Source organism: Streptomyces arenae (assembly GCF_022343545.1).
GTDB lineage: Bacteria > Actinomycetota > Actinomycetes > Streptomycetales > Streptomycetaceae > Streptomyces > Streptomyces humi.
In genome coordinates this window covers 190,405-215,613 of record NZ_JAKQYH010000073.1, presented here as the reverse complement: position 1 = coordinate 215,613, position 25,209 = coordinate 190,405, and the positions used below count along the sequence as shown (strand labels likewise).

Below are 25,209 nucleotides of genomic sequence, written 5' to 3'. Positions count from 1 at the left end.
CGTTCAGTCGGCGAGCAGGCGGCGGAGCCAGTTGGTGTGGGCCGTTCGGGCCGTCTGGGAGAGGGCGGCCTGGGGGGCGAAGCCGTCGAAGCCGTGGAAGCCGCCCGGCCAGACGTGGAGTTCGGCGATGCCGCCGGCCTGCCAGATGCGGGAGGCGTAGGTGACGGTCTCGTCCCGGAAGGTCTCGGCGGACCCGACGTCGAGGAAGGCGGGCGGGAGGCCCGCGAGGTCGGTGGCGCGGGCGGGGGCCGCGTAGGGCGAGACGTCGGGGCCGCCGCGGGCGGTGCCGAGGAGGGCCGTCCAGCCGGTCTCGTTGGCCGTGCGGTCCCAGACGCCGAGGCCCTTCATCTGGTGGCTGGAGGGTGTGTCGTTGCGGTCGTCGAGCATCGGGCACAGCAGCATCTGGCCGATCACCGCCGGGCCCCGGCGGTCCCTGAGGAGGAGCGCCAGGGCGGCGGTGAGGCCGCCGCCCGCGCTCGCCCCGGCGATCACGATCCGGTCGGGGTCGCCGCCGAACTCGGGCGCGTGCTCCGCCGTCCACAGGAGCCCGGCGTACACGTCCTCGACCGGCGCGGGATGCGGATGCTCGGGCGCCAGCCGGTACTCCACCGACACCACCACCGCGCCCAGTTCGTCCGCCCAGGCCAACGGGACGTCCACGCCCACCCGGTTGTCGCCGATCACCATCCCGCCGCCGTGCACGTGGTAGATCACCGGCAGCGGACCGGGGGTCCCGGGGGCGACCGGACGGCAGATCAGGAGCGAGATCTCCGGGGCGCCCGCCGGCCCGGGAACCGTGCGGTCCGTCACCTCGAACGCCCCGCCCAGGGTGAGGTCCACCTCGGCGAGCATCCGGATCCCGTCACCCTGCCGGATCGTCGCGATGTCCTCCAGGGTCATCGACGGCGAGATCACATCCCTGATCATCTCCAGGGCGGCGGCGAGTTCGGGGTCGAACGGGGGCGGTACGGACGTCATGGCGGCTCCTCGCGACGGTGCGGTGCGGCTCGTACGGCCATGATCCGCGCGACCGTCCCGGTGGCGGGGCCGCCGGACGGCGGAAGCTGCCCGCCGTCCGGCGGGTGCCCCGGGACGCGCCCGGCGGCGGACGCGGCGGCTTGACTTCGAGCGCGCTCCAGGAACTAGCGTCGTCGACGCAGACGACGGTTCGGGCGGACGGAGAACGGCCATGCGCGTGGGCGTGCACATCAACCGGTTCGACCACTCCGGCGGCGGACCCGCCCTCGGCGCCGAACTCGCCGCCGCCGGTGCCGCGGCCGAGGCGGCGGGCGTCAGCTGGGTCTCGGTGATGGACCACTACTTCCAGATGGAGTTCAACGGCGGCGCCGAGGACCCGATGCTGGAGGCCTACACCACCCTCGGCTACCTGGCCGGCCGTACCTCCACCGTCCGGCTCGGCGCCCTGGTGACCGGCGTGACCTACCGGCACCCCGGCTTGCTCGCCAAGATCGCCACCACCCTGGACGTGGTGTCCGGCGGCCGGGCCACCCTGGGCATCGGGGCCGCCTGGTACGACCGTGAGCACCACGGCCTCGGCGTGCCCTACCCGCCGCTCGCGGAGCGCTTCGAGCGGCTGGAGGAGACGCTGCGGATCTGCCTGCAGATGTGGGACCCGGAGAACGACGGCCCCTTCGAGGGCAGGCACTACCGGCTCGCCGAGACGCGCTGCGTACCCGCGCCGGTCAGTTCGCCGCATCCCGAGATCATGATCGGCGGCGGCGGGGAGAAGAAGACCCTGCGGCTGGTCGCCCAGTACGCGGACGCCTGCAACCTGATCCCCGGTTCGCCCGAGGAACTGCGGCACAAGCTCGACGTGCTGCGCGGTCACTGCGACACCGTGGGACGCGACTACGACACCATCCGCAAGACCGTCGCGTACGGCGCCGAACCGGCCACCACCGGCGACCTGGACGCCTTCACCCGGGACATCGAGGGCTACGCCGGGCTGGGCGTCGACACCGTCATCCTGGCGCCGCGGCTGGGTGAGACCTCGGGGTGGATGGAGACCTTCGCGGCGCCGGCCGTCAAGCGGCTCGCCGGGATCGACTAGGCGCGGACGGCGCGGAACGGCCTGGAGCGGTGCGTGACGGCGCGGGGCGGCCCCGGAGTGGCGCGTGACGGCGCGGGACGGCTCCGGAGTGGCGCGCGACGATGCGAAGAGGGCCGGAGCGGGGCTCCGGCCCTCTTCGGGTGGGACATGGGTCAGGCGGCCACGCCGACGTTGCCGTGCAGGCGCGCGACGACCTCGGTGAGCTGCGCGGCGACCTCGGCGTCGTCGAACGGGTGGGTCTCGGCGAAGCGGACCACGGAGCCGGGGATGGAGAGCTTGATGTCCTCGATCACCTTGCCGCCGGCGATGCCCACGGCCTTGCGGGTCTCGTCCTGGGCCCACACGCCGCCGAACTGGCCGTAGGCGGTGCCGATGACCGCGACCGGCTTGCCGCCGAAGGTGCTGGCGCCGTACGGGCGGGACAGCCAGTCGATGGCGTTCTTGAGGACGGCCGGGATCGTGCCGTTGTACTCGGGGGAGAAGAGCAGGAACGCGTCGGCGGCCTGGGCGGCCTCGCGCAGCTTCGCGGCGGGGGCCGGGACGCTGCCCTCGACGTCGATGTCCTCGTTGTAGAAGGGGATGTCGGCGAGGCCCTCGAAGACCTCGACCTCGGCACCCTCGGGAGCGAGCTTCACGGCCGCCTCGGCGAGCTGGCGGTTGTGCGAACCGGCGCGGAGGCTGCCGACGAGCGCAAGGATGCGGACAGACATGGGGGAACTCCAAAGGGGCTGAAACACTGCCGTTACGAATCCGGACCGAGGTCCGGTTAATTTCTAACACCCCAAACGGACCGCGGTCCAGTTCTGTTCCCGATGCTTTACGCTGTCTTCATGTCCAGCGTCCTGCCGCCTTTCCCACAGCCCCAGGAGCCCTTCGACACCCCTGAGTTGCTCGAGGTCGGGTCCGCCCCCGACGAACCCTGCCTCCGAGCCGACGCGGCCCGCAACCGGGCCCGGCTGCTGGAGGCCGCGGCCCGGCTGATCGCCGAGCACGGGGTGGCCGGCGTCACCATGGAGGCGGTGGCCGCGGCGGCCGAGGTCGGCAAGGGCACGGTCTTCCGGCGCTTCGGCGACCGCACCGGGCTGCTGATGGCGCTGCTCGACCACTCCTCGCGGCAGCTCCAGGCGGACTTCCTCGGCGGGCCGCCGCCCCTGGGTCCCGGCGCCCCGCCGGTGGAGCGGCTGCGGGCGTTCGGCATCGCCGTGCTCTACCGCACGGCCGAGCAGCTCGACCTCAGGCTGGCCGCCGAGCCCGAGCCCGTGCGGCGCTACGCGCACCCCTCGCTCGGGGCGCTGCGTACCCACGTGGCGATGCTGCTGCGCCAGATCCAGCCGGACGCGGACTGCGAACTGCTCGCCCACTCGCTTCTCGCCTACCTCGACCCCGCCAAGATCCACCACCTGACCAGGCAGTGCGGGATGCCGATGGAGCGCCTGGAGGCCGGCTGGACCGACCTGGTCGCCCGGGTCACCCGCACCGACCCGCCCCGCTGACCGGCTACTCGCGGGTGGTGGGCACGGCGGTCTGCTGGATGCCGTTGACCAGCGTCTGGATCGCCCACGACACGCGCTGGTCGGGTGTGCCGGCCAGGAGCGCCCCGGAGGCGGCGGCGATGTGCGGATGGGTCCGCTCCGACACCTGGGTCAGCGCCCGGCCGAGGGCGTCCCAGTCCGCCCGGGACTCGCGGCCGGCGTGCTCGGCGGCGCTCGCGGCGGCGCGCTGGAGGAGCAGGTCGACACCCCAGGCGGCCCGCGCGCGCTCCACCCCGCCCTCGTCGAGCAGGCCCAGCAGGGTCTCGATCAGGGCCAGGTAGTGCGGGCCGCTCGGCCAGCTGGTCAGCGCGGAGCGGGCCAGGCTCGGATACTCCAGCAGCATGCCGGTGTAGGCGACGAGCACCTGCTCCAGCCGCTCCCGCCAACTGCCCTGCGCCGGCGGCGGGTCCAGGGTGCCGAGCAGTTCGTCCAGGACCGCCGCGTGCAGCTCGGCGGTGTCGCGGACGTAGACGTAGAGCGAGGCCGGCCCCGTGTCGAGCTCCTGGGCCAGCCGCCGCATGGTGACCTTCTGCAGTCCCTCGGCGCGCAGGATCCGCACGGCGGCGGTCACGATGCCCTCCCTGGTCAGGGCGGGTTTGGCGGGACGCTCGCGGCGGGAGCGGGGAGTCGCTGGCATGCCCTCACCCTAACGAACATGTTCGTCACCCCGGGGGCGGCGCCCTCGGGTCGGCACTGACACCCCAATTCGTCCAACGGTGAACCATCTTGCCCCGCCGGGCCCCCCTCCCCGGCCTTCTGCCAAGATGCCGTACGTCATGGTGCAGATACCGAAACCGCCCTCGGCGGCGTCGCCGACACCGCGCGCGGTCCCCACGAGCGCCGACGTGGCCCGTCTGGCCGGCGTCTCCCGCGCGACCGTCTCCTACGTCCTCAACAACACCAGTGCCGTACGGATCAGCGAGCCCACCCGCCGCCGGGTCCACCAGGCCGCGAAGGAACTCGGGTACGTCCCCCACGCGGCCGCCCGCAGCCTGCGCGCCGGGCACAGCCGGATGGTCCTGATGCCCGCCCCGGCCATCCCGATGGGCCCGCTGTACGGCCAGTTCGTCAACGACCTCCAGTGGGCCCTCAGCCGCCTCGACTACACGGTCGTGCAGTACGGCACCGTGGGCCTCCGCGGCGACGAAGCCGCCCGCGCCTGGGCCGAGTTGAGGCCGGTCGCGGTACTCGTCCCCGGCTCGGAGCTGGGCCCCGAGGGGGTCGCGGTCCTCAAGCGGGCCGGCGCCCGCGCCGTGGTGACCCTGGGGCCCGAACGCGTGGACGGCGCCCACGCGTTGCTGATGGACCACGCCGCGGTGGGGCACTGCGCCGGCAGCCACCTCTACGCCCGCGGCCGGCGGCGGATCGGCGTGGTCGTCCCCGAGGAGGCCGGCCTGGAGGCCTACTCCCGGCCCCGGCTCGAAGGCGTCCGCCAGGCCCTGCGCGGCACCGACGCGACGGTGACCGGGCTGCCGCTCGGCTACACCGAACAGTCGGCAGCCCGACTCGCCTCACAATGGCGGGAGTCGGGACTCGACGCGGTGTTCGCCTACAACGACGAGTACGCCATGCTGCTCATGCGCGCCCTCCAGGACGCGGGGGTGCGCGTCCCCGACGAGACAGCCGTGGTCGGTGCCGACGACCTGATGCTGGGCAGGCTGCTGCGGCCCCGCCTCTCCACGATCCACATCGACCTCCCGTCCGGCCGTGAACTCGCCGAACTGGTCGACCGCGTGGTCCGTGACTCCGGCGGCGAGCCGGAGACGCACAAGGTGCTGGGCGCCTCGGTGGTGCGGCGCGAGTCCAGCTGATGGGTCACCCTGGTCGGGGGCGGTGCGGTTCCGCGCTCCCCGACTAGGATGTTGCGCGCTCAACCAAACGGCCCGCAGGTGCCGTGGGCCGCGCCACCCCGGTGATCGATCGGAGAGCCGTCATGCCGTTGCTCGACCCGAAGACCTGGCAGGAGAGCGCCCTGTCCGGCGCGCAGCACGAAGTCACCGAGCCCGCCACCGGCGACCCGCTCGGCGCCGTCACCCTCGCCGCGCCCGCCGACGTGGCCCCGGCCGCCGCGGCCGCCCACGCCGCACACCGGGACTGGGCCCGCGCACCGCACTTCGTGCGCGCCCAGGTCCTGCGCCGGGCGGGCGACCTGTTCACGGAGCACGCCGACGAACTGCGTGAGTGGATCGTCCGCGAGTCCGGCTCCATACCGGGCAAGGCCGACTTCGAACTGCACGTCGCCGCCCAGGAGTGCTACGAGGCCGCCGCCCTCGCCTCCCGCCCGACCGGCCAGGTGCTGCCCACCGAGGCACCGCGCCTGTCGTACACCCGCCGGGTCCCGGTCGGGGTGGTCGGGGTGATCGCGCCGTTCAACGCGCCGCTGATCCTGTCCATCCGCTCCGTCGCGCCCGCCCTGGCGCTCGGCAACGGCGTCGTCCTGAAGCCCGATCCGCGGACCGCCGTCTGCGGCGGGCTCTCGCTCGCCGCGGTGTTCGCCGCGGCCGGGCTGCCGGAAGGGCTGCTGCACGTGCTGCCAGGCGGCGCCGACGTGGGCGCGGCACTGGTCGAGGACCCGCGGGTGCCGGTGATCTCCTTCACCGGCTCTACGGCGGCCGGCCGCGCGGTCGGCGAGGCGGCGGGCCGCCACCTCAAGCGCGCCCACCTCGAACTCGGCGGCAACTCCGCCCTGATCGTCCTGGAGGACGCCGACCTCGACGCGGTGATCGCCACGGCCGCCTGGGGGTCCTTCTTCCACCAGGGCCAGATCTGCATGACCACCGGACGCCACCTGGTGCACAGCTCGCTGGTCGAGGAGTACGTCGAACGCCTCGCCGCCAAGGCCGACTCCCTCGCCGTCGGCGACCCGCACCGCGAGCAGGTCCACCTCGGCCCGATCATCGACGACGCTCAACTCGCCAAGATCCACGGCCTGGTGGAGGCCAGCACCGCGAGCGGCGCGCGCCTCGCGGCCGGCGGTACCCACGAGCGGCTCTTCTACCGGCCCACCGTGCTGGCCGGTGTCGACGACGGCACGCCCGCCTACGCCGAGGAGGTCTTCGGGCCGGTCGCGCCGGTCCGCGCCTTCGCCGACGCGGAGGAGGCCGCCGCGCTCGCGGCCGACAGCTCCTACGGGCTCTCCCTCGGCATCGTCACCCGCGACACGGCACGCGGCCTGGACCTCGCGGAGCGCATCCCGACCGGCATCGTCCACATCAACGACCAGACCGTGAACGACGAGGCGGTGGCCCCCTTCGGTGGAGTCGCCGCCTCCGGTACCGGGGCCCGGTTCGGCGGCGACTCGAATCTGGAGGCGTTCACGGACGTGCGCTGGACGACGGTGCGTGGAGACGTCGCGCCTTACCCGTTCTAGTGGACGCAAGTGGACGCGTCACGCCTGACCAGTTCTAACTTCCGTTAGAGGGTCTCGCGTAACGTCTGGCCTGTTCTAACACTCTCTAACTTCCATTAGAGAGTGTTACCCCGGCTGGTGTCGCAGGCTTGCACCTCCGGCCGGTGCCGGCGGCTCACTCGCCCTCGGACGCACCCTGCTGCGCGGCGATGCTCTTGCGGACCTCGTCCATGTCCAGCTTGCGGGCCTGGCCGATGACGTCCGCGAGGGCGGCCTCCGGCAGGGCGCCCGGCTGGGCGAACACGGCGACCTGGTCGCGGACGATCATCAGGGTCGGGATCGACTGGATGTTGAAGGCCTGCGCCAGCTCCGGCTGCGCCTCGGTGTCGACCTTCGCGAACACCAGGTCGGGGTTGGCCTGCGCGGCCTTCTCGTAGACCGGGGCGAACATCCGGCACGGGCCGCACCACGACGCCCAGAAGTCGATCAGGACGAACTCGTTCTCGGTGACCGTCTGGTCGAAGTTCTCCTTGGTGAGCTCCACGGTGCTGCTCATGCGTGCTTCCCTCTTCCTGATGTGGGGGCGCCCCGCTGCGGGACGGAACCGCTCGCGACAACGTGCCCGGCCGGGCGGGTATTCCGCCCGCCACCCGTGTGGCCCGAGCGCACGGCACCCTGGAGACTTGCCCCATGACGGAAACGGAATCCATCGCTTACGACGTCGTGGTGCTCGGGGCCGGGCCCGTGGGGGAGAACGTGGCCGACCGCACCCGTGCGGCCGGTCTCTCCACCGCGGTCGTGGAGAGCGAACTCGTCGGCGGCGAATGCTCGTACTGGGCCTGTATGCCCAGCAAGGCACTGCTGCGGCCGGTCATCGCCCAGGCCGACGCCCGCCGCCTGCCCGGCCTGTCCCAGGCCGTCCAGGGTCCCCTCGACACCCCCGCGGTCCTCGCCCGCCGGAACTACTTCACCTCGGACTGGAAGGACGACGGCCAGGTCGCCTGGCTGGACGGCATCAGCGCCGACCTCTACCGCGGCCACGGCCGCCTCGCGGGGCCCCGCACGGTCACCGTGACCGGCGCCGACGGCACCGTGACCACCCTGACCGCCCGGCACGCCGTGGCCGTCGCCACCGGCACCCGCGCCCAGCTGCCCGACCTGCCCGGACTCGCCGAGGTCAAGCCCTGGACCAGCCGCGAGGCGACCAGCGCCCAGCAGGCGCCCGGCCGGCTGATCGTGGTCGGCGGCGGTGTCGTCGCCACCGAGATGGCGACCGCCTGGCAGGCCCTGGGCTCCCGGGTCACCCTCCTGGTCCGGGGCAAGGGCCTGCTCAACCGCATGGAGCCCTTCGCCGGCGAACTCGTCGCCGACGCGCTCAAGGAGATCGGGGTCGACGTCCGCACCGGGACCTCCGTGGAGTCGGTGACCCGCGAGAACGGCACGGTCGTCGCCGTCACCGGCGCGGGCGACCGAATCGAGGCCGACGAGATCCTCTTCGCCACCGGGCGAGTGCCGCACACCGACGACATCGGACTGGACACCGTCGGCCTGGAGCCGGGCTCCTGGCTGTCGGTCGACGACACCCTCCTGGTCGAGGGCACGGACTGGCTGTACGCCGTCGGTGACGTCAACCACCGGGCGCTCCTCACCCACCAGGGCAAGTACCAGGCCCGGATCGCGGGCGACACGATCGCCGCGCGGGTCTCCGGCACGCCGCTGCTCGACGGCCCCTGGGGTGCGCACGCGGCCACCGCCGACCACCACGCGGTACCGCAGGTCGTCTTCACCGACCCGGAGGCGGCGGCCGTCGGGCTGTCCCTCGCGGAGGCCGAGCAGGCGGGGCACCGGGTCCGGGCCGTCGACGTCGAGTTCTCGTCCGTGGCCGGCGCGGGGCTGTACGCCGACGGCTACCGGGGGCGCGCCCGGATGGTCGTCGACCTGGAGTCGGAGACCCTGCGCGGGGTCACGTTCGTGGGGCCGGGGGTGGGCGAGCTGATCCACTCGGCGACGATCGCCGTGGCCGGACAGGTGCCGATCAGCAGGCTGTGGCATGCGGTGCCGTCGTACCCGACGCTGAGCGAGGTATGGCTGCGGCTGCTGGAGGCGTACCGGGGGTAGGGCTGGGCCGAAGGGGCGCGGCCCGGTCGTCGGTCGGCTGCGGGCCGGTGGGGGCCGACCGGGGGTAGGGCCGGAGGGGGGCGCGGCCCGGTCGTCGGTCGGCTGCGGGCCGGTGGGGGCTGGTCGCGCAGTTCCCCGCGCCCCTGGGCAGTTCACGCCGACGGTGCCGAGAGCCACCGTCGGCCACGCCCCGGCGGCCGTGGGGGGTGCGTGGGTGTGCATCGGCAGCGGCCACGCCCCTCGGCGGCCGTGGGTGTGCATTGGCCGTGGCCGGCTTGGGGTGTTCGCGGCCACGGTGCCGGGAGCCGCCGTCGGCCGCGCCCCCCGGGCGGTCGTGGGTGTGCATCGGCCGTGGTCGGCCTGGGGGGTTCGCGCTGACGGTGCCGAGTGCTGCCGTCGGGCGTGACCCCGTGTGTTGGTGGTTGGCGGGTGTTGTCTGGTGGCTACGGGAGGTCGAAGCTCAGGGCCTCGGCTGCCGTCGCCGGGGTCGGCTGGGTCCAGCGGCGGGCCAGCTCCTCGTTCGACGACAGGGACCGCAGCTCCGCGCGGTCCAGGTACAGCGTGCCGTCGAGGTGGTCGGTCTCGTGCTGGACGATACGGGCCGGCCAGCCCGTGAAGACCTCGTCGACCGGGCTGCCGTGCTCGTCCTCGCCGCGCAGCCGCACCTCGGCGGGCCGGGCCACGACCGCCTGCCAGCCGGGCACGCTCAGGCAGCCCTCGAAGAACGCGGCGCGTGCGGTGCCGACGGGCTCGTAGACCGGGTTGACCAGGACCCGGAACGGCTGCGGGACCCGGCCACGGGCGGCGGCCACCTCCGCCGGCACCGGCGCCGGGTCCTCGATGACGGCGAGCCGCAGCGGGACGCCGACCTGCGGCGCGGCCAGACCCACGCCCGGTGCCGCGTGCATGGTGACGCGCAGCGCCTCGATGAACCGGGCCAGCAGCTCGGGGCCCAACTGGCCGTCGTACGGCTCCGTGCCGCGCCGCAGGACCGGGTCGCCGGCCGCGACGATGGGCAACGGGCCGCCGACGGCGAGGAGTTCCTCGACCCGTTCGGCAAGAGGTGCGCGATCACTGGGAGATGCCATCGCGCCAGCATGCCATGACCGCGCGTGTGACGCGGGTCACTTCACCTGCCGGGAACTCGGCCCCGCCGGCCTCCGACTACTGGACCGTCACCGCTCAGCCACGAGTCCCCGGAGAGGCCCGCCGATGTCCACCGCCCCCTCGACGTCCCCCAATCCCGGCTCCGCCCGCTCGGGGGAGCCCCCATCGGACGAGGCCCCGCCCCACGCCGTCCCGGCCGCCGTCCCCGGCCGCTGGACCCCGCTGCGCCCCCTCGTCCTGCGCCTGCACTTCTACGCCGGTGTCCTCGTCGCCCCCTTCCTGCTGGTCGCCGCCACCACCGGCCTGCTGTACGCGTTCTCCTTCCAGGCCGAGAAGCTGGTGTACGCCCATGAACTGACCGTGCCGGTGGGGAAGACCGAGCTGCCGATCTCGCGGCAGGTCGCCGCCGCCCGCGAGGCCCACCCCGAGGGCACCGTCTCCGCGATACGGCCCTCACCCGAGGCGGGCGCGACCACCAGGGTGCTGCTCTCGGGGGTGAAGGGCGTCGGAGCGGACCACACCCTCGCCGTGTTCGTCGACCCGTACACCGGCAAGGTGCGCGGCGCCCTCGAACAGTACGGCTCGACCGGCGCGCTGCCGCTGCGCACCTGGATCGACGAACTCCACCGCGACCTGCACCTCGGCGACACCGGCCGGTTCTACAGCGAGTTCGCGGCGAGCTGGCTGTGGGTGATCTCGGGCGGCGGGCTCGTGCTGTGGTTCTCGCGCCGCCGGGCCCTGCGCAAGGTGCGCGGCACCGGCGGCCGGCGGCGCACGCTCGGCCTGCACGGCAGCGTCGGCGTCTGGGCCGCGGCCGGTTTCTTCTTCCTGTCGGCGACCGGCCTGACCTGGTCCGCGTACGCCGGCGCCAACATCGACGAACTGCGCACCTCCCTCGGCCAGGCCACCCCGTCCGTCTCGGCGGCCGCGAGCGGCGGTGAACACGCCGGCCACGACATGGCGTCCATGACCGGCGGCTCCGCCGGGCACGGCGTCGGCCTGGACAAGGTGCTGGCCGCGGCCCGCGCCGAGGGGCTGGGCAACCCCGTCGAGATCGTGCCGCCCGCCGACGCGACCAGCGCCTACGTCGTCCGGCAGGTCCAGCGCAGCTGGCCGGAGAAGCAGGACTCGGTCGCCGTCGACCCGGGCACCGGCGAGGTGACCGACGTACTGCGCTTCGACGACTACCCGGTGCTCGCCAAGCTCACCCGCTGGGGCATCGACCTGCACACCGGGATCCTCTTCGGCATCGTCAACCAGCTGGCCCTCGCGCTGCTCGCCGTCGCCCTGATCCTGCTGATCCTGTGGGGCTACCGCATGTGGTGGCAGCGCGGCCGGGGCTCCGCCTTCGGCCGGCCGGTGCCGCGCGGCGCCTGGGCGGACGTCCCGCCGTACCTTCTCGTCCCGGCGATGGCGGTGATCGCGGTGCTCGGCTACTTCGTGCCGCTGCTCGGGATCCCGCTGGCCGCCTTCCTGGCCGTGGACATCGTGCTCGGCGAGGTCGCGCACCGTCGCGGCCGGCGCACCTACGGGAGGGGACCCCAGGTGAAGTAGCGTGGGGAGACACGCCTACGCCGGAGGGAGACGCGATCATGGCGCGAGTCCGGCGCGGGCAGGGCGAACTGGAGGGGCAGGTCCTCGGCGCGCTCCGGGAGGCCGGCGGTCCCGTCACGGCGGCCTGGGTGCAGGAGCGGCTCGGCGGCGACCTCGCCTACACCACCGTGGTGACCATCCTGACCCGGCTGCTCGCCAAGGACGTCGTCGCCCGCGAGCGGCAGGGCCGGTCCTTCGTGTGGACGCCGACCGCCGACGTGGCCCGGCTGGCCGCCCTGCGGATGCGCCGGCTGCTCGACGGCGAACGGGACCGCGAGGCCGTGCTCGCCAGCTTCGTCACCGCCCTGCCGCCCGGTGACGAACAGGTCCTGCGGGCCCTGCTGGAGTCCGCGGCGCCGACCCGGCCGAACTCGCGGGGCGGCTCCCACCCCAACCTCGACGGCCAGGAAGACTGACCACCCCACACCCGCGACCCGGCATGTCACGTCGGCACCGGTCGCAGGAACGGGCGCGGAGCCCCGCCTGCCGCCGTAACGGAAAGAGGGCCCCCGCCTGTCGCCGTAACGGAAAAAGGGCCCCCGGAAGTCCGGGGGCCCTTCGGTCCGACAGCCGTGCGGTCGGCCGTCCGTTCAGCCGTTCACTCCTGCGGGAAGTCCCCAGCCAGCGCCGAGGCGATCCGCAGGTGCGGCTCCGCCTCCGTGTGCCGGGACTGCCGCTGGAGGGTGCGGCCCAGCATCAGCCGGGCGTAGTGCTCCACCGGGTCCCGCTCGACGATCTCGCGCAACTCGGTCTCGGCGCGCCGCAGTTGGGCCGAGTGGTAGTAGGCACGCGCCAGCAGCAGCCGGGGTCCGGTCTGCTCCGGCACCTCCGCCACCACCCCGGCGAGCACCCGCGCGGCGCCCGCGTAGTCCTTGGCGTCGAAGAACAGCTGCCCCCGCTCCCAGCGCTCCGCGGCGGTTCCCTGGTCGTAGTACGTCGTGTCCACTCGTGACCTCCTTCGAGGGCACCAACGGACCGCAGTAGTTGAATATTCCACCAACTGTCCGGGTGGCTAGGCGACGGGCCCGGAGAAGCGCCCGCCCGTGGTCGGGCCCACGCGCGTATGGCGATGGTGGGCCGCGCCGCCCGCCATGACCGCCAGCGCCAGACAGAAGATCAGTGCCAGCGCCAGGCCGGCGCAGAAGATCGCGAGCGGGCCGAGGGTGGCGATGTGGTGGTCGAGCACGGAGACCGTGTAGCCGGGGCCGCCCGAGAGGTTGCCGGCGATCGCCAGGACGGTGAAGGCGACGGTCGCCGCGAGCAGGAGCAGTCCGAGGAAGAGCAGCATCCCAGTCATCTCCTTCGGGAGTGGTTCTGCCCGGCCGAGTACCTGCGGGGCGATGGTTCACACCCTCGGCCGACAACTTGAGTTTCCTTGACAATTTTTGTTGTCGGTCGGATGCTGGGACAGCGGAACACCGCAGCTGACCCGAGACGGCGAGGAAACCCGATGCGTACCCTGATCAGCACTGCCTTCATGTCGCTCGACGGTGTCGTCGAGGCCCCTGGCGGCGAGCCCGGGTACCGAAACTCCGGCTGGACCTTCAAGCACGTCGACTTCGTGCCGGAGGCCTTCGAGATCAAGGGCCGGGAGCAGGAGGAGGCGGCCGCGATGCTGCTGGGCCGGACCAGCTACCAGGCGTTCAGCCCCGTCTGGCCGGACATGACGGAGTTCGCCCGCTACCGGACGCTGACCAAGTACGTCGTCTCCACCACCCTCACCGAGGGCGACCTGGTGTCGAACTGGGGCGAGACCACCATCCTGCGCTCGCTCGACGAGGTCGCCGCCCTCAAGGAGACCGACGGCGGCCCGGTCATCGTGCACGGCAGTGCCGAGCTGAACCACGCCCTGTCCGACGCCGGTCTGATCGACCGCTACCACCTGCTCGTCTTCCCGCTGCTGCTCGGCGCGGGCAAGCGGCTGTTCAGCGGCACGGACAAGGACGCCCAGCAGCTCCGGCTGGTCGAGCACGAGGCCTACTCCAACGGCGTCCAGAAGAACGTCTTCGACGTCGTCCGCTGACCGTCGTCCGCTGACCGTCGTCCGTTGACCCGGTCCCGGGCGCTGTCCGGGCGGGCCGCGCGCCGCACCGCGCCCGTCAGTGCTGGCACCGCGGGCACCACAGCGTGCGCCGGCCGGCGGTGCGGTCGGAGCGCAGGGCGGTGCCGCAGCGTGGGCACGCGGGGTCCGGGTCGTCGCGGTGACCGGTCAGCCAAGTGCGGCGCGGCGGTACCCGTGCGGCGCGCCGGGACGCGTCGAGCACCCGTCGCATCGCCGTGAACACCCGGCGCGCCTCGTCCTCGCCGAGGTCCCGGGCCCGCCGTGCCGGGACGACCCGGCTCCGCCAGAGGATCTCGTCGCAGAGCAGGTTCCCGAGGCCGGCGATGGCGGACTGGTCCATCAGGACGCCCTTGACGGCGCCCCGCCGGCCGGCGAGCAGTGCCAGGAAGTCCGGGCGCGCCATGTCCAGCGCGTCGGGTCCCAGGCCGGCGAGCATGCGCTCCACCGCCTCGGGGCCGTCCGCCAGCCGGATGCCCTGGAGTTTGCGCTGGTCGCGAAAGCGCAGCTGCCGTTCGCCGTCCAGGGTGAGCACGATCCGGTCGTGCCGGTCCAGGGGGTCCTGTGCCGTGGCGGACACCAGCTCTCCGGTCATGCCGAAGTGCCAGACCAGGGCCGGTCCCTCGCCGACCGGCGCGATCAGCAGCTTGCCGTGGCGGCGCGGCCGGCCGAACCGGTTCCCCTCGACCACCTGCCTCAGGCGCCGCGCGGTGACACCCCGCAGCACCCCGGCGTCCCGCACCTCGACACGCCGGACCCGGTGGCCCCGGCCGCAGGAGTCCAGTACGGCGCGGAAGCCCTCGACGTCCGGCAGCTCCGGCATGATCTCCTCCAGGCGTCCGGTGGCGGTCACCGAGTAGCCGGACCTGCGGACGCCAACCGTCGGCAGGGACGGGAAGCCACCGCTGCCGGGCCGGGGCCGCCGCATGATCTGCTCCGGGAAAGGGCATCCGGAGACTATGGAAGGCGCGCCTGTGATCGTGCAGCCGCCGGGCCCCGACGGTGGCCGGCGGGTCACCATCCGCGGGGAGTACGTCGGCATCGCGTACCACCTTCTCGACGTGGTCGAGTTCCTGCGCCGGGCGGGCCTGCCCGAGGCCCGTACGACCGTCGACGACCCCGAACTGATCGAGTGGCGGGGCATGGGGCCGGCGGCCTGGACGGCCGCCGGCTGACCCGGACGCCGCCGGGACTTGTTCGACCCTACGAACTTTCTGTGTGACGGGTACACAACATCGGGCTGAACTGATAGGAAACCTTCCTATCGATGAGTGTCGATGACCGACCCCTCACCCCCCACAGGAGACCTCGTGAGGCATCCGAACCACGCCACGACACGTCCCGTCCTGACCTCCCGCCGCTCCCTGCTCGCCCTGCTCGGCGCCTCCGCGGCCGGCGCCGTGCTGCTGCGCCCCGCGGCCGCCTCCGCCGCCGCGCCGGCCGCGAGCTGTGCGGGCCTGGACGACCCGGCGAAGAAGGACATCGCCATGAAGCTGGTGTCGAGCGCGGAGAACTCCTCGCTCGACTGGAAGGCGCAGTACAAGTACATCGAGGACATCGGCGACGGCCGCGGCTACACCGCCGGGATCATCGGATTCTGCTCCGGCACCGGCGACATGCTCGACCTCGTCCAGCTCTACACCGACCGCAAGCCCGGCAACGTCCTCGCCAAGTACCTCCCGGCGCTGCGCCGGGTCAACGGCACCGACTCGCACTCCGGCCTGGACCCGAACTTCCCCGCCGACTGGCGCAAGGCGGCCCAGGACAGCGCCTTCCAGCAGGCGCAGAACGACGAGCGGGACCGCGTGTACTTCAACCCGGCCGTGCAGCAGGGCAAGACGGACGGGCTGGGCACGCTCGGCCAGTTCACCTACTACGACGCCATCGTCATGCACGGCGACGGCGACGACCCCACCAGCTTCCGCAACATACGCAAGCGTGCCCTCGGCCACGCCAAGCCACCGGCCCAGGGCGGCAACGAGAAGACGTACCTGAACGCCTTCCTCGACGCCCGGGTCTGGGCCATGAAGCAGGAGGAGGCGCACAGCGACACCACCCGGGTCGACACCGAGCAGCGGGTCTTCCTGAACAAGGGCAACCTGTGTCTCAACACCCCGCTGGACTGGAAGGTGTACGGCGACAGCTACCACATCGGCTGACACCCCCGGGCTGCCGTACCGCACCCCCATGCGGTACGGCAGCCCAGGGGCCCTTCCCCCCTCGCAGTGGCCCTACGGCTTGATGCCCACCCCGGTCCACAGGCTGACCTCCGCGTCGGTGGCGGTCGGCTCGGTGTCCGGGCGCCAGCGGTGGCCCACCGAGACACCGGGGTCGAGCAGTTCGAGCCCGTCGAAGAAGCGCGTCACGTCCGCACGCGAACGGAACTGCACCGGCGTGCCGGCGTTGTTGTAGATGTCGGTGACCTTCTGCCAGGTCGACGGGTCGAAGTCGGGCGTGCAGTGGCTCAGGGCGAGCGCGCTGCCCGAGGGGAGCACGTCCAGCAGCCGGCTCACGATGCCGTACGGGTCCTGCGCGTCCGTCACGAAGTGCATCAGGGCGTTGAGGGACAGCGCCACGGGCCGGCCGAGGTCCAGGACCTCGGCCAGTTCCGGGGCGTCGAGCAGCGACTGCGGATCGTTGACGTCCGCCTCTATGTAGGTGGTGCGGCCCTCCGTCGTGCTGCGCATCAGCCGCTCGGCGTACTTGAGGACCAGCGGGTCGTTGTCCGCGTACACCACCCGCGCCTCGGGCACCACGGACTGGGCGACCTGGTGCAGGTTCGGCTCGGTCGGGATGCCGGTGCCGATGTCGAGCCACTGCCGGATGCCGTGCTCGCGCGCGAGGACCCGGGTGGCGCGGTGCATGAAGGCACGGTTCTCCCGGGCGCAGACGAAGATGCCCGGGTAGGCGGAGGCCACGGTCTCGGCGGCCACCTTGTCGACGTCGAAGTGGTCCTTGCCGCCCAGGTAGTAGTCGTACATGCGGGCGGAGTGGGGCCTGCTGGTGTCGATGTCCCGCGCCGCGGGCGAGTTGGTCATCCTGAACCTTTCAGAGGTGTGCGAGGGGGGAGGGGTGAGCGAGGTGCGTCAGCCGGAGGTCAGGTGGTCGGCGAGGCCCCGTTTGACCCCCGCGACGAACGCGGCGATCTCCTCCGGGGTGTAGATCAGCGCGGGGCCCGCGGGGTCCGTCGACTGGCGCAGCGCGATCCTGCCGTCGGCGAGCTGCTTCGTCTGCACGCACTGGCCGCCGTTGGGGCCGCTCCACGGCGACTCCCAGCCCTGTTCCCCGAGGTCCGTCGCGGGCATGCCGTTGTACACGTCGTGGGCGCCGCCGTCGATGGTGGTCATGAGTACTCCTTGCGCATGCGGTTCAGGAGCGCCCTGCTCTGCGCGTCGGAAGTGAGCAGGGACATGCGGTTGTGCGCCTCCAGGTGCGCCACGACGTCGGAGCGCTGGTCCAGGTACATCGCGCCGGAGAGGATCTCGCTGTAGACGACGTCCGGCAGCTCCGGCTCGGCGAAGCGGAAGTAGGTGAACGGGGCGCACGCGCCCACATGGGCGCCGGCCGTGAACGGGACGACGTCGACGCTGACGTGCTTCAGCTCGGAGACCTCCAGGAGCCGTTCGATCTGCTCCCGCATCACCTCGGGGCCGCCGACCACCCGGTGCAGGACGGCCTCCTCCATCACCACCCACAGCGTGGGCGCGTCGGCGCGCTCCAGCAGGGCCTGGCGGCGCAGCCGCAGGTTCACCCGGCGCGCCAGGTCCTCGTCGCTGTCGTTGGGGAAGCCGCCGCTGAGCACCGAGCGCGCGTAGGCGTGGGTCTGGAGCAGCCCCGTCACGTAGTGCGGCTCGTAGGTGCGCAGGGTGGACGCCCCGGTCTCCAGGCTCACGTAGGCGCTGAACCAGGTCGGCAGCACGTCGCGGTAGGTGTGCCACCAGCCGGGCTCGTTGGCCCGCTCGGCGAAGGCGACGAACTCGTCCAGCTCCTGCCGGTCGGCGCCGTAGGTCTGCAGCAGCTTCTCGACATAGAGGGGCTTGAGGGCGACCTCCGCCTTCTCCAGACGGCGGATGGTCAGCGGGGTGACCCGAAGCGCCCGCGCGGCGTCCTCCAGCGACACCCCCGCGTCCTGGCGCCGCTCCTGGAGCCTGCGGCCCAGGATCATGCGCAGAACGGTGGGCGCACTGGTGCTGCCCGCGTTCGAACGGCCTTCGCTCACGCCCTTACCTCCTGAGGGACTGTCATCGCGTCGAGTGTGACAGGCACTTGCTGAACCGGCCAGACCGAAAGCCGCATCCTGAAATTATCAGGGAGTCGGTTGCAGCCTGAACTCGCATGCGCGCATAGTTACTTGAGTGATTCGCGTCCACGATCACGGGAAACGCCCCGCCCCCGTGAGGACGTTGCTCAGCTCTGCCCGCTCCCCGCCGCGCCCCGCCTTACGGAAGGCAGCCACCGTGTCCCCCCACACGACCTCCCCCCGTGACCTGTTGGACGTCGTAGCTCCCGACCAGGCGCACTGGATCGAGCTGCCCTCGCACCGCTCCAGCGTCCGAGTCGCCCGCCGTTCCATGAGAACCCGGCTGACCGAGTGGGGGCTGTCCCGCGAGCTCTGCGAGGACGCGGTGCTGCTCGTGTCCGAGCTGGCCACCAACGCCGTGATCCACACCCTGAGCGTGCGGATCCTGTGCGGCATGGGCCTGGTGTCCGAGGGCTGCCTGCGGCTCGAGGTCCACGACCACGACTACTCGGGCCGGGGACTGCCCCGGCGCGATCCCGGCCCCGACGACGAGGGCGGCCGGGGGCTGCTGCTGGTCGAGCAACTGGCCGACTCCTGGGGGGTCGACCGGTCGCGGCTCACCAGCGGCCACGCGGTGTGGGCGACGCTGACGGCCTGACGCCGGCCCGCAGCGCTTCCGCAGCGCTTCCGCAGCGCTCCCGTAGTGCTCCGAACGGCGAGCCGGGGAGAGGCACTTGGCGATTTCACGGGTACGTACCCCGCTGCATATGATCTTGGTCGTGACTGTGCAGAACTCTGACAAGACGCTCTCCCGCAAGCAGCGGCTCCAGGAGAAGCAGCGCCGCCAGCTGGCGGTGGTGGACACCGTGGACAAGGCCGAGGTCAAGGTCCGCAAGGCGGAGGCCGAACTCGCCCTCGCCGTCGCCGAGGCGGTACAGGTGTTCGGCGATGAGCGCGCCGCCTCCGAAGGGCTCGACATGCCCGTGGAGGCCATCCGCCGATTCGCCGCCATCGCGGCGGCCGAGACAGCGGCCGGCGACACCGTCACCGGCACGCCGGCAGGGGACGCCGTCGGCAGGTGAGCCGACCCCTGGCAGGCACCGGCCGGGGGGCCGCCGTTCGAGTGATTCGTACACCCCCCGTCCGGGCGTGAAAGCGGTGGAATACGGGCCTGACGGCTCATTCGTGGCACCTTGTTAATTCCATACGAAAAGTGGCAGTCGACGCCGCTATCCGGACAAACTGAATCCGCCGGTTCGTGATCAGGAACATTGACGTTCTTCAGGAGATCGCATGGTGGAGCAGTCCTCCGAGGTCGTGTCGGAGCCGGACGATCCTGCCGTCGCCCTGACCGACACCGGCCCCCGAGGGGCCCGGACCGAGCAGCGGCTCGCGCAGGCCCTGGCCGGCCTCCTCGACACCGAGCACGTCCCCGCAGACAGCCACTTCTTCACCGACCTCGGTGCCAACTCCCTGGTCATGGCCCAGTTCTGCGCCCGAATACGCAAGCAGCCGGATCTGCCGTCGCCGACCATGAAGGACATCTACCGGCACCCCACGATCCGGAGCCTGGCAGCCGCGCTCGGCGAGCCCGTCCCCGCCGACGCACCGCGGACCCCGCCGGCCCCCGCACCGGGCGCCGCCCCGGCCCCCGGGCCGCGCCGCGGACCGGGCAGCCACATGCTGTGCGGCACGCTCCAGCTGCTGCTCTTCCTCGGCTACTCCCTCGTCTCCGGATTCGTCACCGCCACCGGCTACGAGTGGATAGCCGCCGGCAAGGGCCTGGCCGACGTCTACCTGCGGTCCCTGCTCTTCGGCGGCCTCGCGTTCGTGGCGATGTGCGCGTTCCCGGTCGCCGCCAAATGGCTGCTCGTCGGCCGCTGGCGAGCCACGGAGTTCCCCGTCTGGAGCCTGGCCTACCTGCGCTTCTGGCTCGTCAAGGTACTGCTCCACGCGAACCCCATGGTCTTCCTCACCGGGACCCCGCTGTACGTGCTGTACCTGCGGGCCCTCGGCGCCCGGATCGGCAAGGGCGTCACGATCCTCTCCCACTCCGTCCCGGTCTGCACCGACCTGCTGACGATCGGCGCGGGCACGGTGGTCCGCAAGGACTCCTTCCTGCTCTGCTACCGGGCCTACGCGGGACGGATCCAGACCGGCAGGGTCACCCTCGGCGCGGACGTCTTCGTCGGCGAGAAGACCGTTCTCGACATCGACACCGCCATGGGCGACGGAGCCCAGCTGGGCCACTCGTCCGCCCTGCACCGCGGCCAGACCGTCCCGGACGGCGAGCACTGGCACGGATCCCCGGCGGAACCCACCGGAACCGACTACGTCCGGGTCCCGTCCGCCCCCTGCGGCACCGTCCGCCGGGCCTGGTTCGCCCTCGGCACCCTGACGCAGCTGGTCCTCCTGTACATACCGCTGGCCGTCGGCGGGCTCTACATGGTGTTCACCCAGGTACCGGCGATCGGCAAGCGACTGGACCCGGCCACGACCGCGCTGTCCTGGCCCGAACTGCTCTCCGACGCACTGCTGCTGTCCCTGGTGGCGTTCTCCGGGTTCGTCGTCCTGGGCCTGGCGCTCCTGTACACCCTCCCGCGCCTGCTGGGCCTCGTCGTCAGACCCGACCGGACCTATCCGCTGTACGGGCTCCACTACGCGCTGCACCGCGCGACGGCCCGCATGACGAACGTCAGGTTCTTCGCCTGGCTGTTCGGCGACAGCTCCTACATCGTGTTCTACCTGCGGGGCCTCGGCTACGACCTGTCCAGGGTCGAGCAGACGGGGTCGAACTTCGGCACCGAGGTACAGCACGAGACACCGCTGCTGGTCTCCGTCGGCAGCGGCACGATGGTGGCCGACGGCCTCTCGATCCTCAACGCCGACTACTCCAGTACGTCGTTCAGGGTGTCCAGGGTTTCGATCGGCCCGCACAACTTCCTGGGCAACAACATCGCCTACCCGGCGGGCGGCAGGACGGGCGAGAACTGCCTGCTCGCGACCAAGGTGATGATCCCCCTCGACGGCGAGGTCAGGGAAGGCGTGGGGCTGCTCGGCTCACCGTGCTTCGAGATCCCCCGCTCGGTGGACCGGGACACCCGCTTCGACCACCTCAGGACCGGCGACACCCTCCGCCGCCGGCTCGCCGCGAAGAACCGCTACAACCTGCGGTCCATGGCGCTCATGCTGTTCGTGCGCTGGCTGCACACCTTCTGGCTGACCTTCTTCGGCCTGGCCTCCGTGGACCTGTACGGCGTGGTCGGACACGTCGTGATCGCCGGATACCTGGCCTTCACACTCGCCTTCTCCGCCGCCTACTTCGTCCTCGTGGAGCGCTGCCTCACCTCGTTCCGCGCGCTGCGCCCCCGGCTGTGCTCCATCTACGAACCGTACTTCTGGTGGCATGAGCGGCTGTGGAAGGTGCCCGACCACTTCCTCAACGTCTTCAACGGAACCCCGTTCAAGAGCCTGGTCTGGAGACTGCTGGGCGTGCGCATCGGCAGCCGGGTGTTCGACGACGGCTGCTACCTGACCGAACGGACCCTCGCCACCATCGGCGACGACTGCACCCTGAACGCCGGCAGCAAGATCCAGTGCCACTCGCAGGAGGACGGCACCTTCAAGTCCGACGGCACCACGCTGGGCGCCGGCTGCACGCTGGGCGTCGGCGCCCACGTGCACTACGGCGTGACCATGGGCGACCGCTCCGTACTGGCACCCGACGCCTTCCTGATGAAGGGCGAGGAAGTCCCGCCGGACGCCCGGTGGGGCGGCAACCCCGCGGTGGACATGCCCGAGACCGACAGCGCTGCCACCGGCCCCGGCCGGGCGGAGCCGACCGTCGACGCCCCCGCGGCGACCGTGAGTTGAGGAAGGCCATTCGATGCGAACGCGCGTGGAAGCGGACCGGGAGTTCTGGAGCCGGACCCTGACGGCCGGCGGTGTCACCGCCGTGCCCCGCTGGACCGGCGAGCCGGCACCCGGTTCGGCCGACCACGAGACACCGGTGCCGGACGACGTGACCACCGCGGTGCGGGCCCTGGCGGCGCGCCGCGAACTGCCCGTCGACACAGTGGTGTCGGCCGCCCTGCTCAAGGTGCTGGCCGTGCTGTCCGGTGAGCCGGAGGTGGTCACCGGGTACGGCGGCGGCGCCCTCGCCGAACCACTGCCCTGCCGGACGTCCGTACCGGCGGGCTCCTGGCACGCCCTGCTGACGGCTGCCCGGTCGGCCGAGACGGAACTGCTGGCGCACCGGGACTTCCCCGTCGAGAAGCTGCGCCGGGAACTGGGCCTGACCGAGCCGCCGTACGAGATCGTGTCCGGCCCCCTGGAGGCCGGCGCGGCCCACGCCGACGACGGTGCCCTGCACGTGCGCTGGTCCGACCGGGACGGCCGGCTCACGCTGCGCCTGCGCCACCGCACGGACGTACTGGACGCCGCGGCCGCGGCCCGGATCGCCGGCTACCACCTGACGGCCCTGCGCCTGATGACCGCCGACCCGGACGCCGACCACACCCGGCAGAGTCTGCTGTCCGCCGGGGAACGGCACGAGCAGCTCGAGACCATGGCCGGCCCGCACCGGCCCCTGCCCGACGCCCGGGCGCACGAGCTGTTCGAGGAACGGGTACGGACGCACCCGCGAGCGGTGGCCGCCGTACACGCCGGGCAGGAGCGGACGTACGACGAACTCAACCGCCGGGCGAACCGGCTGGCGCGGGCCCTGCTGGCGCGCGGCCTGGGCCCGGAGGACGTGGTCGCCGTCGTCACCGAGCGCACCCTCGACTGGCCCGCGGCCGTGCTCGCGGTGCTCAAGGCGGGCGGTGTCTACCTGCCGATCGAGCCGCACTTCCCGGCCGGCCGGATCACCGCGACCCTGACCCGGGCCGGCTGCCGGCTGGTCCTGACCGGAACCGGCGCCACCGACACCCTCGACCAGGCCCTGGCCGGCCTGCCGGGAACGGAGAAGCTGCCGGTCGAGGATGCGTACGCCGAACCGCACGCCGACGACGACCCCGGCGTCCGGGTCGGCCCCGGGCAACTCGCCTACATCTACTTCACCTCCGGCTCCACCGGTGAGCCGAAGGGCGCGATGTGCGAACACGCGGGCATGCTCAACCACCTCCACGCCAAGATCGACGACCTGGCGATCGGCGCGGGCAGCGTGGTCGCGCAGACCGCCCCGCAGTGCTTCGACATCTCCCTGTGGCAGCTCCTCGCCCCGCTGCTGGTGGGCGGCCGGACCCTGCTGGTCGAGCAGGACGTGATCACGGACGTGGCACGGTTCGTCGACACCCTGGAACGCGACCGGGTCGGCGTGGCCCAGCTGGTGCCGTCGTACCTGGAGGTCGTGGTCTCCTACCTGGAACGGCACCCGCGCCCGCTGCCGGACCTGCGGTGCGTGTCGGTGACCGGCGAGGCGCTCAAACGCGAGCTGGTCCAGCGCTGGCTCGCCGTGCAGCCGGACATCGCGCTGCTCAACGCCTACGGGCTGACGGAGACCTCGGACGACACCAACCACGAACTGCTGCGCGAGGTACCCGAGCGGGTGCTGCTCGGCCGGCCCGTCGGCAACGTCCGGGTGTACGTCGTGGACGAGCAGCTGTCGCTGCTGCCGCTGGGCGCCCCGGGACTCATCGCCTTCTCCGGGGTCTGCGTGGGCCGGGGGTACGTCAACGACCCGGAACGCACCCGAGAGGCCTACCGCACCGACCCCCACCGGCCCGGTGAACGGCTCTACCTGGGCGGCGACTGGGGACGCTGGCACCCCGGCGGGAAACTGGAGTTCCTCGGCCGCCGGGACAGCCAGGTCAAGATCCGCGGCTTCCGGATCGAGATCGGCGAGATCGAGAACGCCCTGCTGCGGGTGGCCGGCGTACGGGACGGCGCGGTCGTCGTTGCCGAACGCGGCGGTGGCGGCAAGCACCTGATCGCCTTCCACAGCGGCGAACAGCGGCCACCGGAGCAGCTGCGCGAGGAACTCGCCGCGACCCTGCCCGGCTACATGGTGCCCTCGGCCTTCCACTGGCGGGAGAGCCTGCCGCTGACCGCCAACGGCAAGATCGACCGGAAGGCCCTGACAGCACTGGCGGCGGACGCGACCGCCTCACCCGCGCCCGCCACCGGTGAACTGAGCCCCGCCGAACGCCGGCTGGCGGCGGTCTGGGCCGAACTGCTCGGGGTGCCCGAGGAACGGATCGGCCGCGCCGACAACTTCTTCGACTCCGGTGGCACCTCCTTGACCGCGGTGAAACTCTCCCTCGCGCTCGACCGCGCGGTCTCCCTGAAGGACATCACCCGAAACCCCGTCCTCGCCGACCAGGCCGCGCTGCTCGCGGGCACGGCGGCCCGGCCGCGCCCCGAACTGCTGCTGTCCCTGGCGGGCGGCAGCGGCTCGCCGGAGAACACCCTGGTGTGCTTCCCGTACGCGGGCGGCAACGCGGTCAACTACCAGCCGATGGCGAGCGCGCTGGCCGACAGCGGCCTGGCGGTGCTCGCCGTCGACCTGCCCGGCCACAACCTGGCCGCACCCCCCGAGCCCTTCGCCCCGATCGAGGAGGTGGCCGAACGGGTCGCCGCGGAGATCGTGGCGCGCGGCCTGACCCGGGTCATGCTGTGGGGCCACTCGTCCGGGGCCGCGCCGGCCATCGAGACGGCCAGGCGGCTCGAGCAGCGGGGCGTCCACGTGACCCACGTCTTCCTCGGCGCGCACCTGCTCGGCACAGCCGCCGAACGGCACACCGCCGGCACCGAACTGGCGGCCCGCGGCGACGCCGAGATCGCGGCACGGCTGGCCGCCGACGGCGGCCACGCCGAACTCGCCGAGCTGAACACCCGGCACGCCGAGCACATCGCCGCCGCCTACCGGCACGACTGCCTCGGCGCGCACCGCTACTTCCACGCGGCCCTGGAAGCGCCACCGCCGGTCAGGCTGTCCGCGCCGGTCACGGTGGTCGTCGCCGCCGACGACCCGCACACCGCCGGCCACGACCGCCGCCACCGGGACTGGCTGCTCCTGGCCGACCGGGTCGGACTCCACGAACTCGCCGACGGCGGACACCACTTCCCCCGCACCCGGCCCGTCGAGGCGGCCCTCGCGGTCCTGACCGCCATGCGCCCCCTCGCCTCCCCCTGACCTGC

The 25,209-nt window shown here is 72.5% G+C and carries 25 protein-coding genes; 14 read left to right on the top strand and 11 right to left on the bottom strand.

Annotated features, from left to right (window positions below; all coding sequences use genetic code 11):
* Positions 1-3: 3 nt before the first annotated feature.
* Positions 4-978, bottom strand: coding sequence for an alpha/beta hydrolase (locus MB828_RS36595; RefSeq protein ID WP_301651928.1), 975 nt, complete (start codon positions 976-978; stop codon positions 4-6).
* A 211-nt stretch (positions 979-1,189) separates the two neighbouring features.
* Between MB828_RS36595 and MB828_RS36590 the strand changes: the two genes are divergently transcribed.
* The gene (locus tag MB828_RS36590) at positions 1,190-2,071 is read left to right on the top strand and encodes an LLM class F420-dependent oxidoreductase (RefSeq protein ID WP_301651927.1); all 882 of its coding nucleotides are present in this window, start codon (positions 1,190-1,192) and stop codon (positions 2,069-2,071) included.
* Positions 2,072-2,223: 152 nt separating this feature from the next.
* Here the strand turns inward: MB828_RS36590 and MB828_RS36585 are convergent, their stop codons facing one another.
* A complete protein-coding gene (locus tag MB828_RS36585) occupies positions 2,224-2,781 on the bottom strand; it encodes an NADPH-dependent FMN reductase (protein ID WP_133022643.1) in 558 nt (185 codons plus the stop codon).
* Positions 2,782-2,883: 102 nt separating this feature from the next.
* Here MB828_RS36585 and MB828_RS36580 point away from each other — a divergent pair, with 102 nt between their 5' ends.
* Entirely contained in the window at positions 2,884-3,564 is a 681-nt protein-coding gene (locus tag MB828_RS36580; RefSeq protein ID WP_207920510.1) for a TetR/AcrR family transcriptional regulator, read from the top strand.
* 4 nt (positions 3,565-3,568) lie between these two features.
* Here the strand turns inward: MB828_RS36580 and MB828_RS36575 are convergent, their stop codons facing one another.
* A complete protein-coding gene (locus MB828_RS36575) occupies positions 3,569-4,240 on the bottom strand; it encodes a TetR/AcrR family transcriptional regulator (RefSeq protein WP_301651926.1) in 672 nt (223 codons plus the stop codon).
* Between the two features lie 127 nt (positions 4,241-4,367).
* On the opposite strand from MB828_RS36575, the gene MB828_RS36570 reads away from it, so the two are divergent.
* Together MB828_RS36570 and MB828_RS36565 are read left to right on the top strand one after the other, a co-directional pair.
* Positions 4,368-5,414, top strand: coding sequence for a LacI family DNA-binding transcriptional regulator (locus tag MB828_RS36570; protein WP_301651925.1), 1,047 nt, complete (start codon positions 4,368-4,370; stop codon positions 5,412-5,414).
* Positions 5,415-5,536: 122 nt separating this feature from the next.
* Entirely contained in the window at positions 5,537-6,973 is a 1,437-nt protein-coding gene (locus MB828_RS36565) for an aldehyde dehydrogenase family protein (protein ID WP_301651924.1), read from the top strand.
* A gap of 154 nt (positions 6,974-7,127) precedes the next feature.
* Here the strand turns inward: MB828_RS36565 and trxA are convergent, their stop codons facing one another.
* Positions 7,128-7,508 carry a thioredoxin gene (trxA, locus tag MB828_RS36560; protein WP_133022647.1) on the bottom strand — a complete coding sequence of 127 codons (381 nt, stop codon included), beginning with the start codon at positions 7,506-7,508 and terminating at the stop codon, positions 7,128-7,130.
* 134 nt (positions 7,509-7,642) lie between these two features.
* Here trxA and MB828_RS36555 point away from each other — a divergent pair, with 134 nt between their 5' ends.
* Positions 7,643-9,070 (top strand): dihydrolipoyl dehydrogenase family protein, encoded by a 1,428-nt coding sequence (locus MB828_RS36555; protein ID WP_301651923.1) that lies wholly within the window; start codon positions 7,643-7,645, stop codon positions 9,068-9,070.
* A gap of 443 nt (positions 9,071-9,513) precedes the next feature.
* Here the strand turns inward: MB828_RS36555 and MB828_RS36550 are convergent, their stop codons facing one another.
* Entirely contained in the window at positions 9,514-10,158 is a 645-nt protein-coding gene (locus tag MB828_RS36550; protein ID WP_301651922.1) for a peptide deformylase, read from the bottom strand.
* 124 nt (positions 10,159-10,282) lie between these two features.
* Here MB828_RS36550 and MB828_RS36545 point away from each other — a divergent pair, with 124 nt between their 5' ends.
* On the top strand, positions 10,283-11,731 hold the full coding sequence (locus MB828_RS36545) for a PepSY-associated TM helix domain-containing protein (protein ID WP_301651921.1): 1,449 nt from the start codon (positions 10,283-10,285) through the stop codon (positions 11,729-11,731).
* Between the two features lie 38 nt (positions 11,732-11,769).
* The gene (locus MB828_RS36540; RefSeq protein ID WP_301651920.1) at positions 11,770-12,186 is read left to right on the top strand and encodes a BlaI/MecI/CopY family transcriptional regulator; all 417 of its coding nucleotides are present in this window, start codon (positions 11,770-11,772) and stop codon (positions 12,184-12,186) included.
* A gap of 182 nt (positions 12,187-12,368) precedes the next feature.
* Here MB828_RS36540 and MB828_RS36535 read toward each other — a convergent pair whose 3' ends face one another.
* Both MB828_RS36535 and MB828_RS36530 read right to left on the bottom strand, forming a co-directional pair.
* A complete protein-coding gene (locus tag MB828_RS36535; protein ID WP_133022652.1) occupies positions 12,369-12,716 on the bottom strand; it encodes a tetratricopeptide repeat protein in 348 nt (115 codons plus the stop codon).
* A 66-nt stretch (positions 12,717-12,782) separates the two neighbouring features.
* Entirely contained in the window at positions 12,783-13,058 is a 276-nt protein-coding gene (locus MB828_RS36530) for a hypothetical protein (RefSeq protein WP_301651919.1), read from the bottom strand.
* 162 nt (positions 13,059-13,220) lie between these two features.
* On the opposite strand from MB828_RS36530, the gene MB828_RS36525 reads away from it, so the two are divergent.
* Complete coding sequence (locus MB828_RS36525) at positions 13,221-13,793, top strand: dihydrofolate reductase family protein (protein WP_301651918.1); 573 nt, start codon at positions 13,221-13,223, stop codon at positions 13,791-13,793.
* Between the two features lie 76 nt (positions 13,794-13,869).
* Here the strand turns inward: MB828_RS36525 and MB828_RS36520 are convergent, their stop codons facing one another.
* Positions 13,870-14,652, bottom strand: coding sequence for an Fpg/Nei family DNA glycosylase (locus MB828_RS36520; RefSeq protein WP_301651952.1), 783 nt, complete (start codon positions 14,650-14,652; stop codon positions 13,870-13,872).
* Between the two features lie 136 nt (positions 14,653-14,788).
* On the opposite strand from MB828_RS36520, the gene MB828_RS36515 reads away from it, so the two are divergent.
* Positions 14,789-15,004, top strand: coding sequence for a hypothetical protein (locus tag MB828_RS36515; protein ID WP_046733555.1), 216 nt, complete (start codon positions 14,789-14,791; stop codon positions 15,002-15,004).
* 135 nt (positions 15,005-15,139) lie between these two features.
* The gene (locus tag MB828_RS36510; protein WP_301651917.1) at positions 15,140-15,988 is read left to right on the top strand and encodes a chitosanase; all 849 of its coding nucleotides are present in this window, start codon (positions 15,140-15,142) and stop codon (positions 15,986-15,988) included.
* A gap of 72 nt (positions 15,989-16,060) precedes the next feature.
* Here the strand turns inward: MB828_RS36510 and MB828_RS36505 are convergent, their stop codons facing one another.
* The 3 genes from MB828_RS36505 to MB828_RS36495 are packed head-to-tail and all read right to left on the bottom strand — an operon-like array spanning position 16,061 to position 18,048.
* Complete coding sequence (locus tag MB828_RS36505) at positions 16,061-16,867, bottom strand: SAM-dependent methyltransferase (RefSeq protein WP_301651916.1); 807 nt, start codon at positions 16,865-16,867, stop codon at positions 16,061-16,063.
* A 48-nt stretch (positions 16,868-16,915) separates the two neighbouring features.
* Positions 16,916-17,176, bottom strand: coding sequence for a DUF397 domain-containing protein (locus tag MB828_RS36500; protein WP_133022657.1), 261 nt, complete (start codon positions 17,174-17,176; stop codon positions 16,916-16,918).
* Positions 17,173-18,048, bottom strand: a complete 876-nt coding sequence (locus MB828_RS36495) for a helix-turn-helix domain-containing protein (RefSeq protein ID WP_133022658.1) — start codon at positions 18,046-18,048, stop codon at positions 17,173-17,175. The genes MB828_RS36500 and MB828_RS36495 overlap by 4 nt, the downstream gene beginning before the upstream one ends.
* A 238-nt stretch (positions 18,049-18,286) precedes the next feature.
* On the opposite strand from MB828_RS36495, the gene MB828_RS36490 reads away from it, so the two are divergent.
* From MB828_RS36490 to MB828_RS36475, 4 genes are all read left to right on the top strand, one after another.
* Positions 18,287-18,727, top strand: a complete 441-nt coding sequence (locus MB828_RS36490) for an ATP-binding protein (protein WP_133022659.1) — start codon at positions 18,287-18,289, stop codon at positions 18,725-18,727.
* A gap of 121 nt (positions 18,728-18,848) precedes the next feature.
* Positions 18,849-19,151, top strand: a complete 303-nt coding sequence (locus MB828_RS36485; protein WP_301651915.1) for a hypothetical protein — start codon at positions 18,849-18,851, stop codon at positions 19,149-19,151.
* A gap of 211 nt (positions 19,152-19,362) precedes the next feature.
* Positions 19,363-21,942, top strand: coding sequence for a Pls/PosA family non-ribosomal peptide synthetase (locus MB828_RS36480; protein ID WP_301651914.1), 2,580 nt, complete (start codon positions 19,363-19,365; stop codon positions 21,940-21,942).
* Between the two features lie 13 nt (positions 21,943-21,955).
* A complete protein-coding gene (locus tag MB828_RS36475) occupies positions 21,956-25,204 on the top strand; it encodes a non-ribosomal peptide synthetase (RefSeq protein ID WP_301651913.1) in 3,249 nt (1,082 codons plus the stop codon).
* The last annotated feature ends 5 nt before the right edge of the window (positions 25,205-25,209 follow it).

Coding starts and splice junctions, on each gene's coding strand:
- MB828_RS36500 (WP_133022657.1), bottom strand. CDS start 17,176: ATGACCACCATCGACGGCGGCGCCCACGACGTGTACAACGGCATGCCC.
- MB828_RS36480 (WP_301651914.1), top strand. CDS start 19,363: ATGGTGGAGCAGTCCTCCGAGGTCGTGTCGGAGCCGGACGATCCTGCC.
- MB828_RS36530 (WP_301651919.1), bottom strand. CDS start 13,058: ATGCTGCTCTTCCTCGGACTGCTCCTGCTCGCGGCGACCGTCGCCTTC.
- trxA (WP_133022647.1), bottom strand. CDS start 7,508: ATGAGCAGCACCGTGGAGCTCACCAAGGAGAACTTCGACCAGACGGTC.
- MB828_RS36565 (WP_301651924.1), top strand. CDS start 5,537: ATGCCGTTGCTCGACCCGAAGACCTGGCAGGAGAGCGCCCTGTCCGGC.
- MB828_RS36540 (WP_301651920.1), top strand. CDS start 11,770: ATGGCGCGAGTCCGGCGCGGGCAGGGCGAACTGGAGGGGCAGGTCCTC.
- MB828_RS36580 (WP_207920510.1), top strand. CDS start 2,884: ATGCTTTACGCTGTCTTCATGTCCAGCGTCCTGCCGCCTTTCCCACAG.
- MB828_RS36585 (WP_133022643.1), bottom strand. CDS start 2,781: ATGTCTGTCCGCATCCTTGCGCTCGTCGGCAGCCTCCGCGCCGGTTCG.
- MB828_RS36575 (WP_301651926.1), bottom strand. CDS start 4,240: ATGCCAGCGACTCCCCGCTCCCGCCGCGAGCGTCCCGCCAAACCCGCC.
- MB828_RS36505 (WP_301651916.1), bottom strand. CDS start 16,867: ATGACCAACTCGCCCGCGGCGCGGGACATCGACACCAGCAGGCCCCAC.
- MB828_RS36555 (WP_301651923.1), top strand. CDS start 7,643: ATGACGGAAACGGAATCCATCGCTTACGACGTCGTGGTGCTCGGGGCC.
- MB828_RS36475 (WP_301651913.1), top strand. CDS start 21,956: ATGCGAACGCGCGTGGAAGCGGACCGGGAGTTCTGGAGCCGGACCCTG.
- MB828_RS36550 (WP_301651922.1), bottom strand. CDS start 10,158: ATGGCATCTCCCAGTGATCGCGCACCTCTTGCCGAACGGGTCGAGGAA.
- MB828_RS36570 (WP_301651925.1), top strand. CDS start 4,368: ATGCCGTACGTCATGGTGCAGATACCGAAACCGCCCTCGGCGGCGTCG.
- MB828_RS36520 (WP_301651952.1), bottom strand. CDS start 14,652: ATGCCGGAGCTGCCGGACGTCGAGGGCTTCCGCGCCGTACTGGACTCC.
- MB828_RS36545 (WP_301651921.1), top strand. CDS start 10,283: ATGTCCACCGCCCCCTCGACGTCCCCCAATCCCGGCTCCGCCCGCTCG.
- MB828_RS36595 (WP_301651928.1), bottom strand. CDS start 978: ATGACGTCCGTACCGCCCCCGTTCGACCCCGAACTCGCCGCCGCCCTG.
- MB828_RS36525 (WP_301651918.1), top strand. CDS start 13,221: ATGCGTACCCTGATCAGCACTGCCTTCATGTCGCTCGACGGTGTCGTC.
- MB828_RS36590 (WP_301651927.1), top strand. CDS start 1,190: ATGCGCGTGGGCGTGCACATCAACCGGTTCGACCACTCCGGCGGCGGA.
- MB828_RS36515 (WP_046733555.1), top strand. CDS start 14,789: ATGGAAGGCGCGCCTGTGATCGTGCAGCCGCCGGGCCCCGACGGTGGC.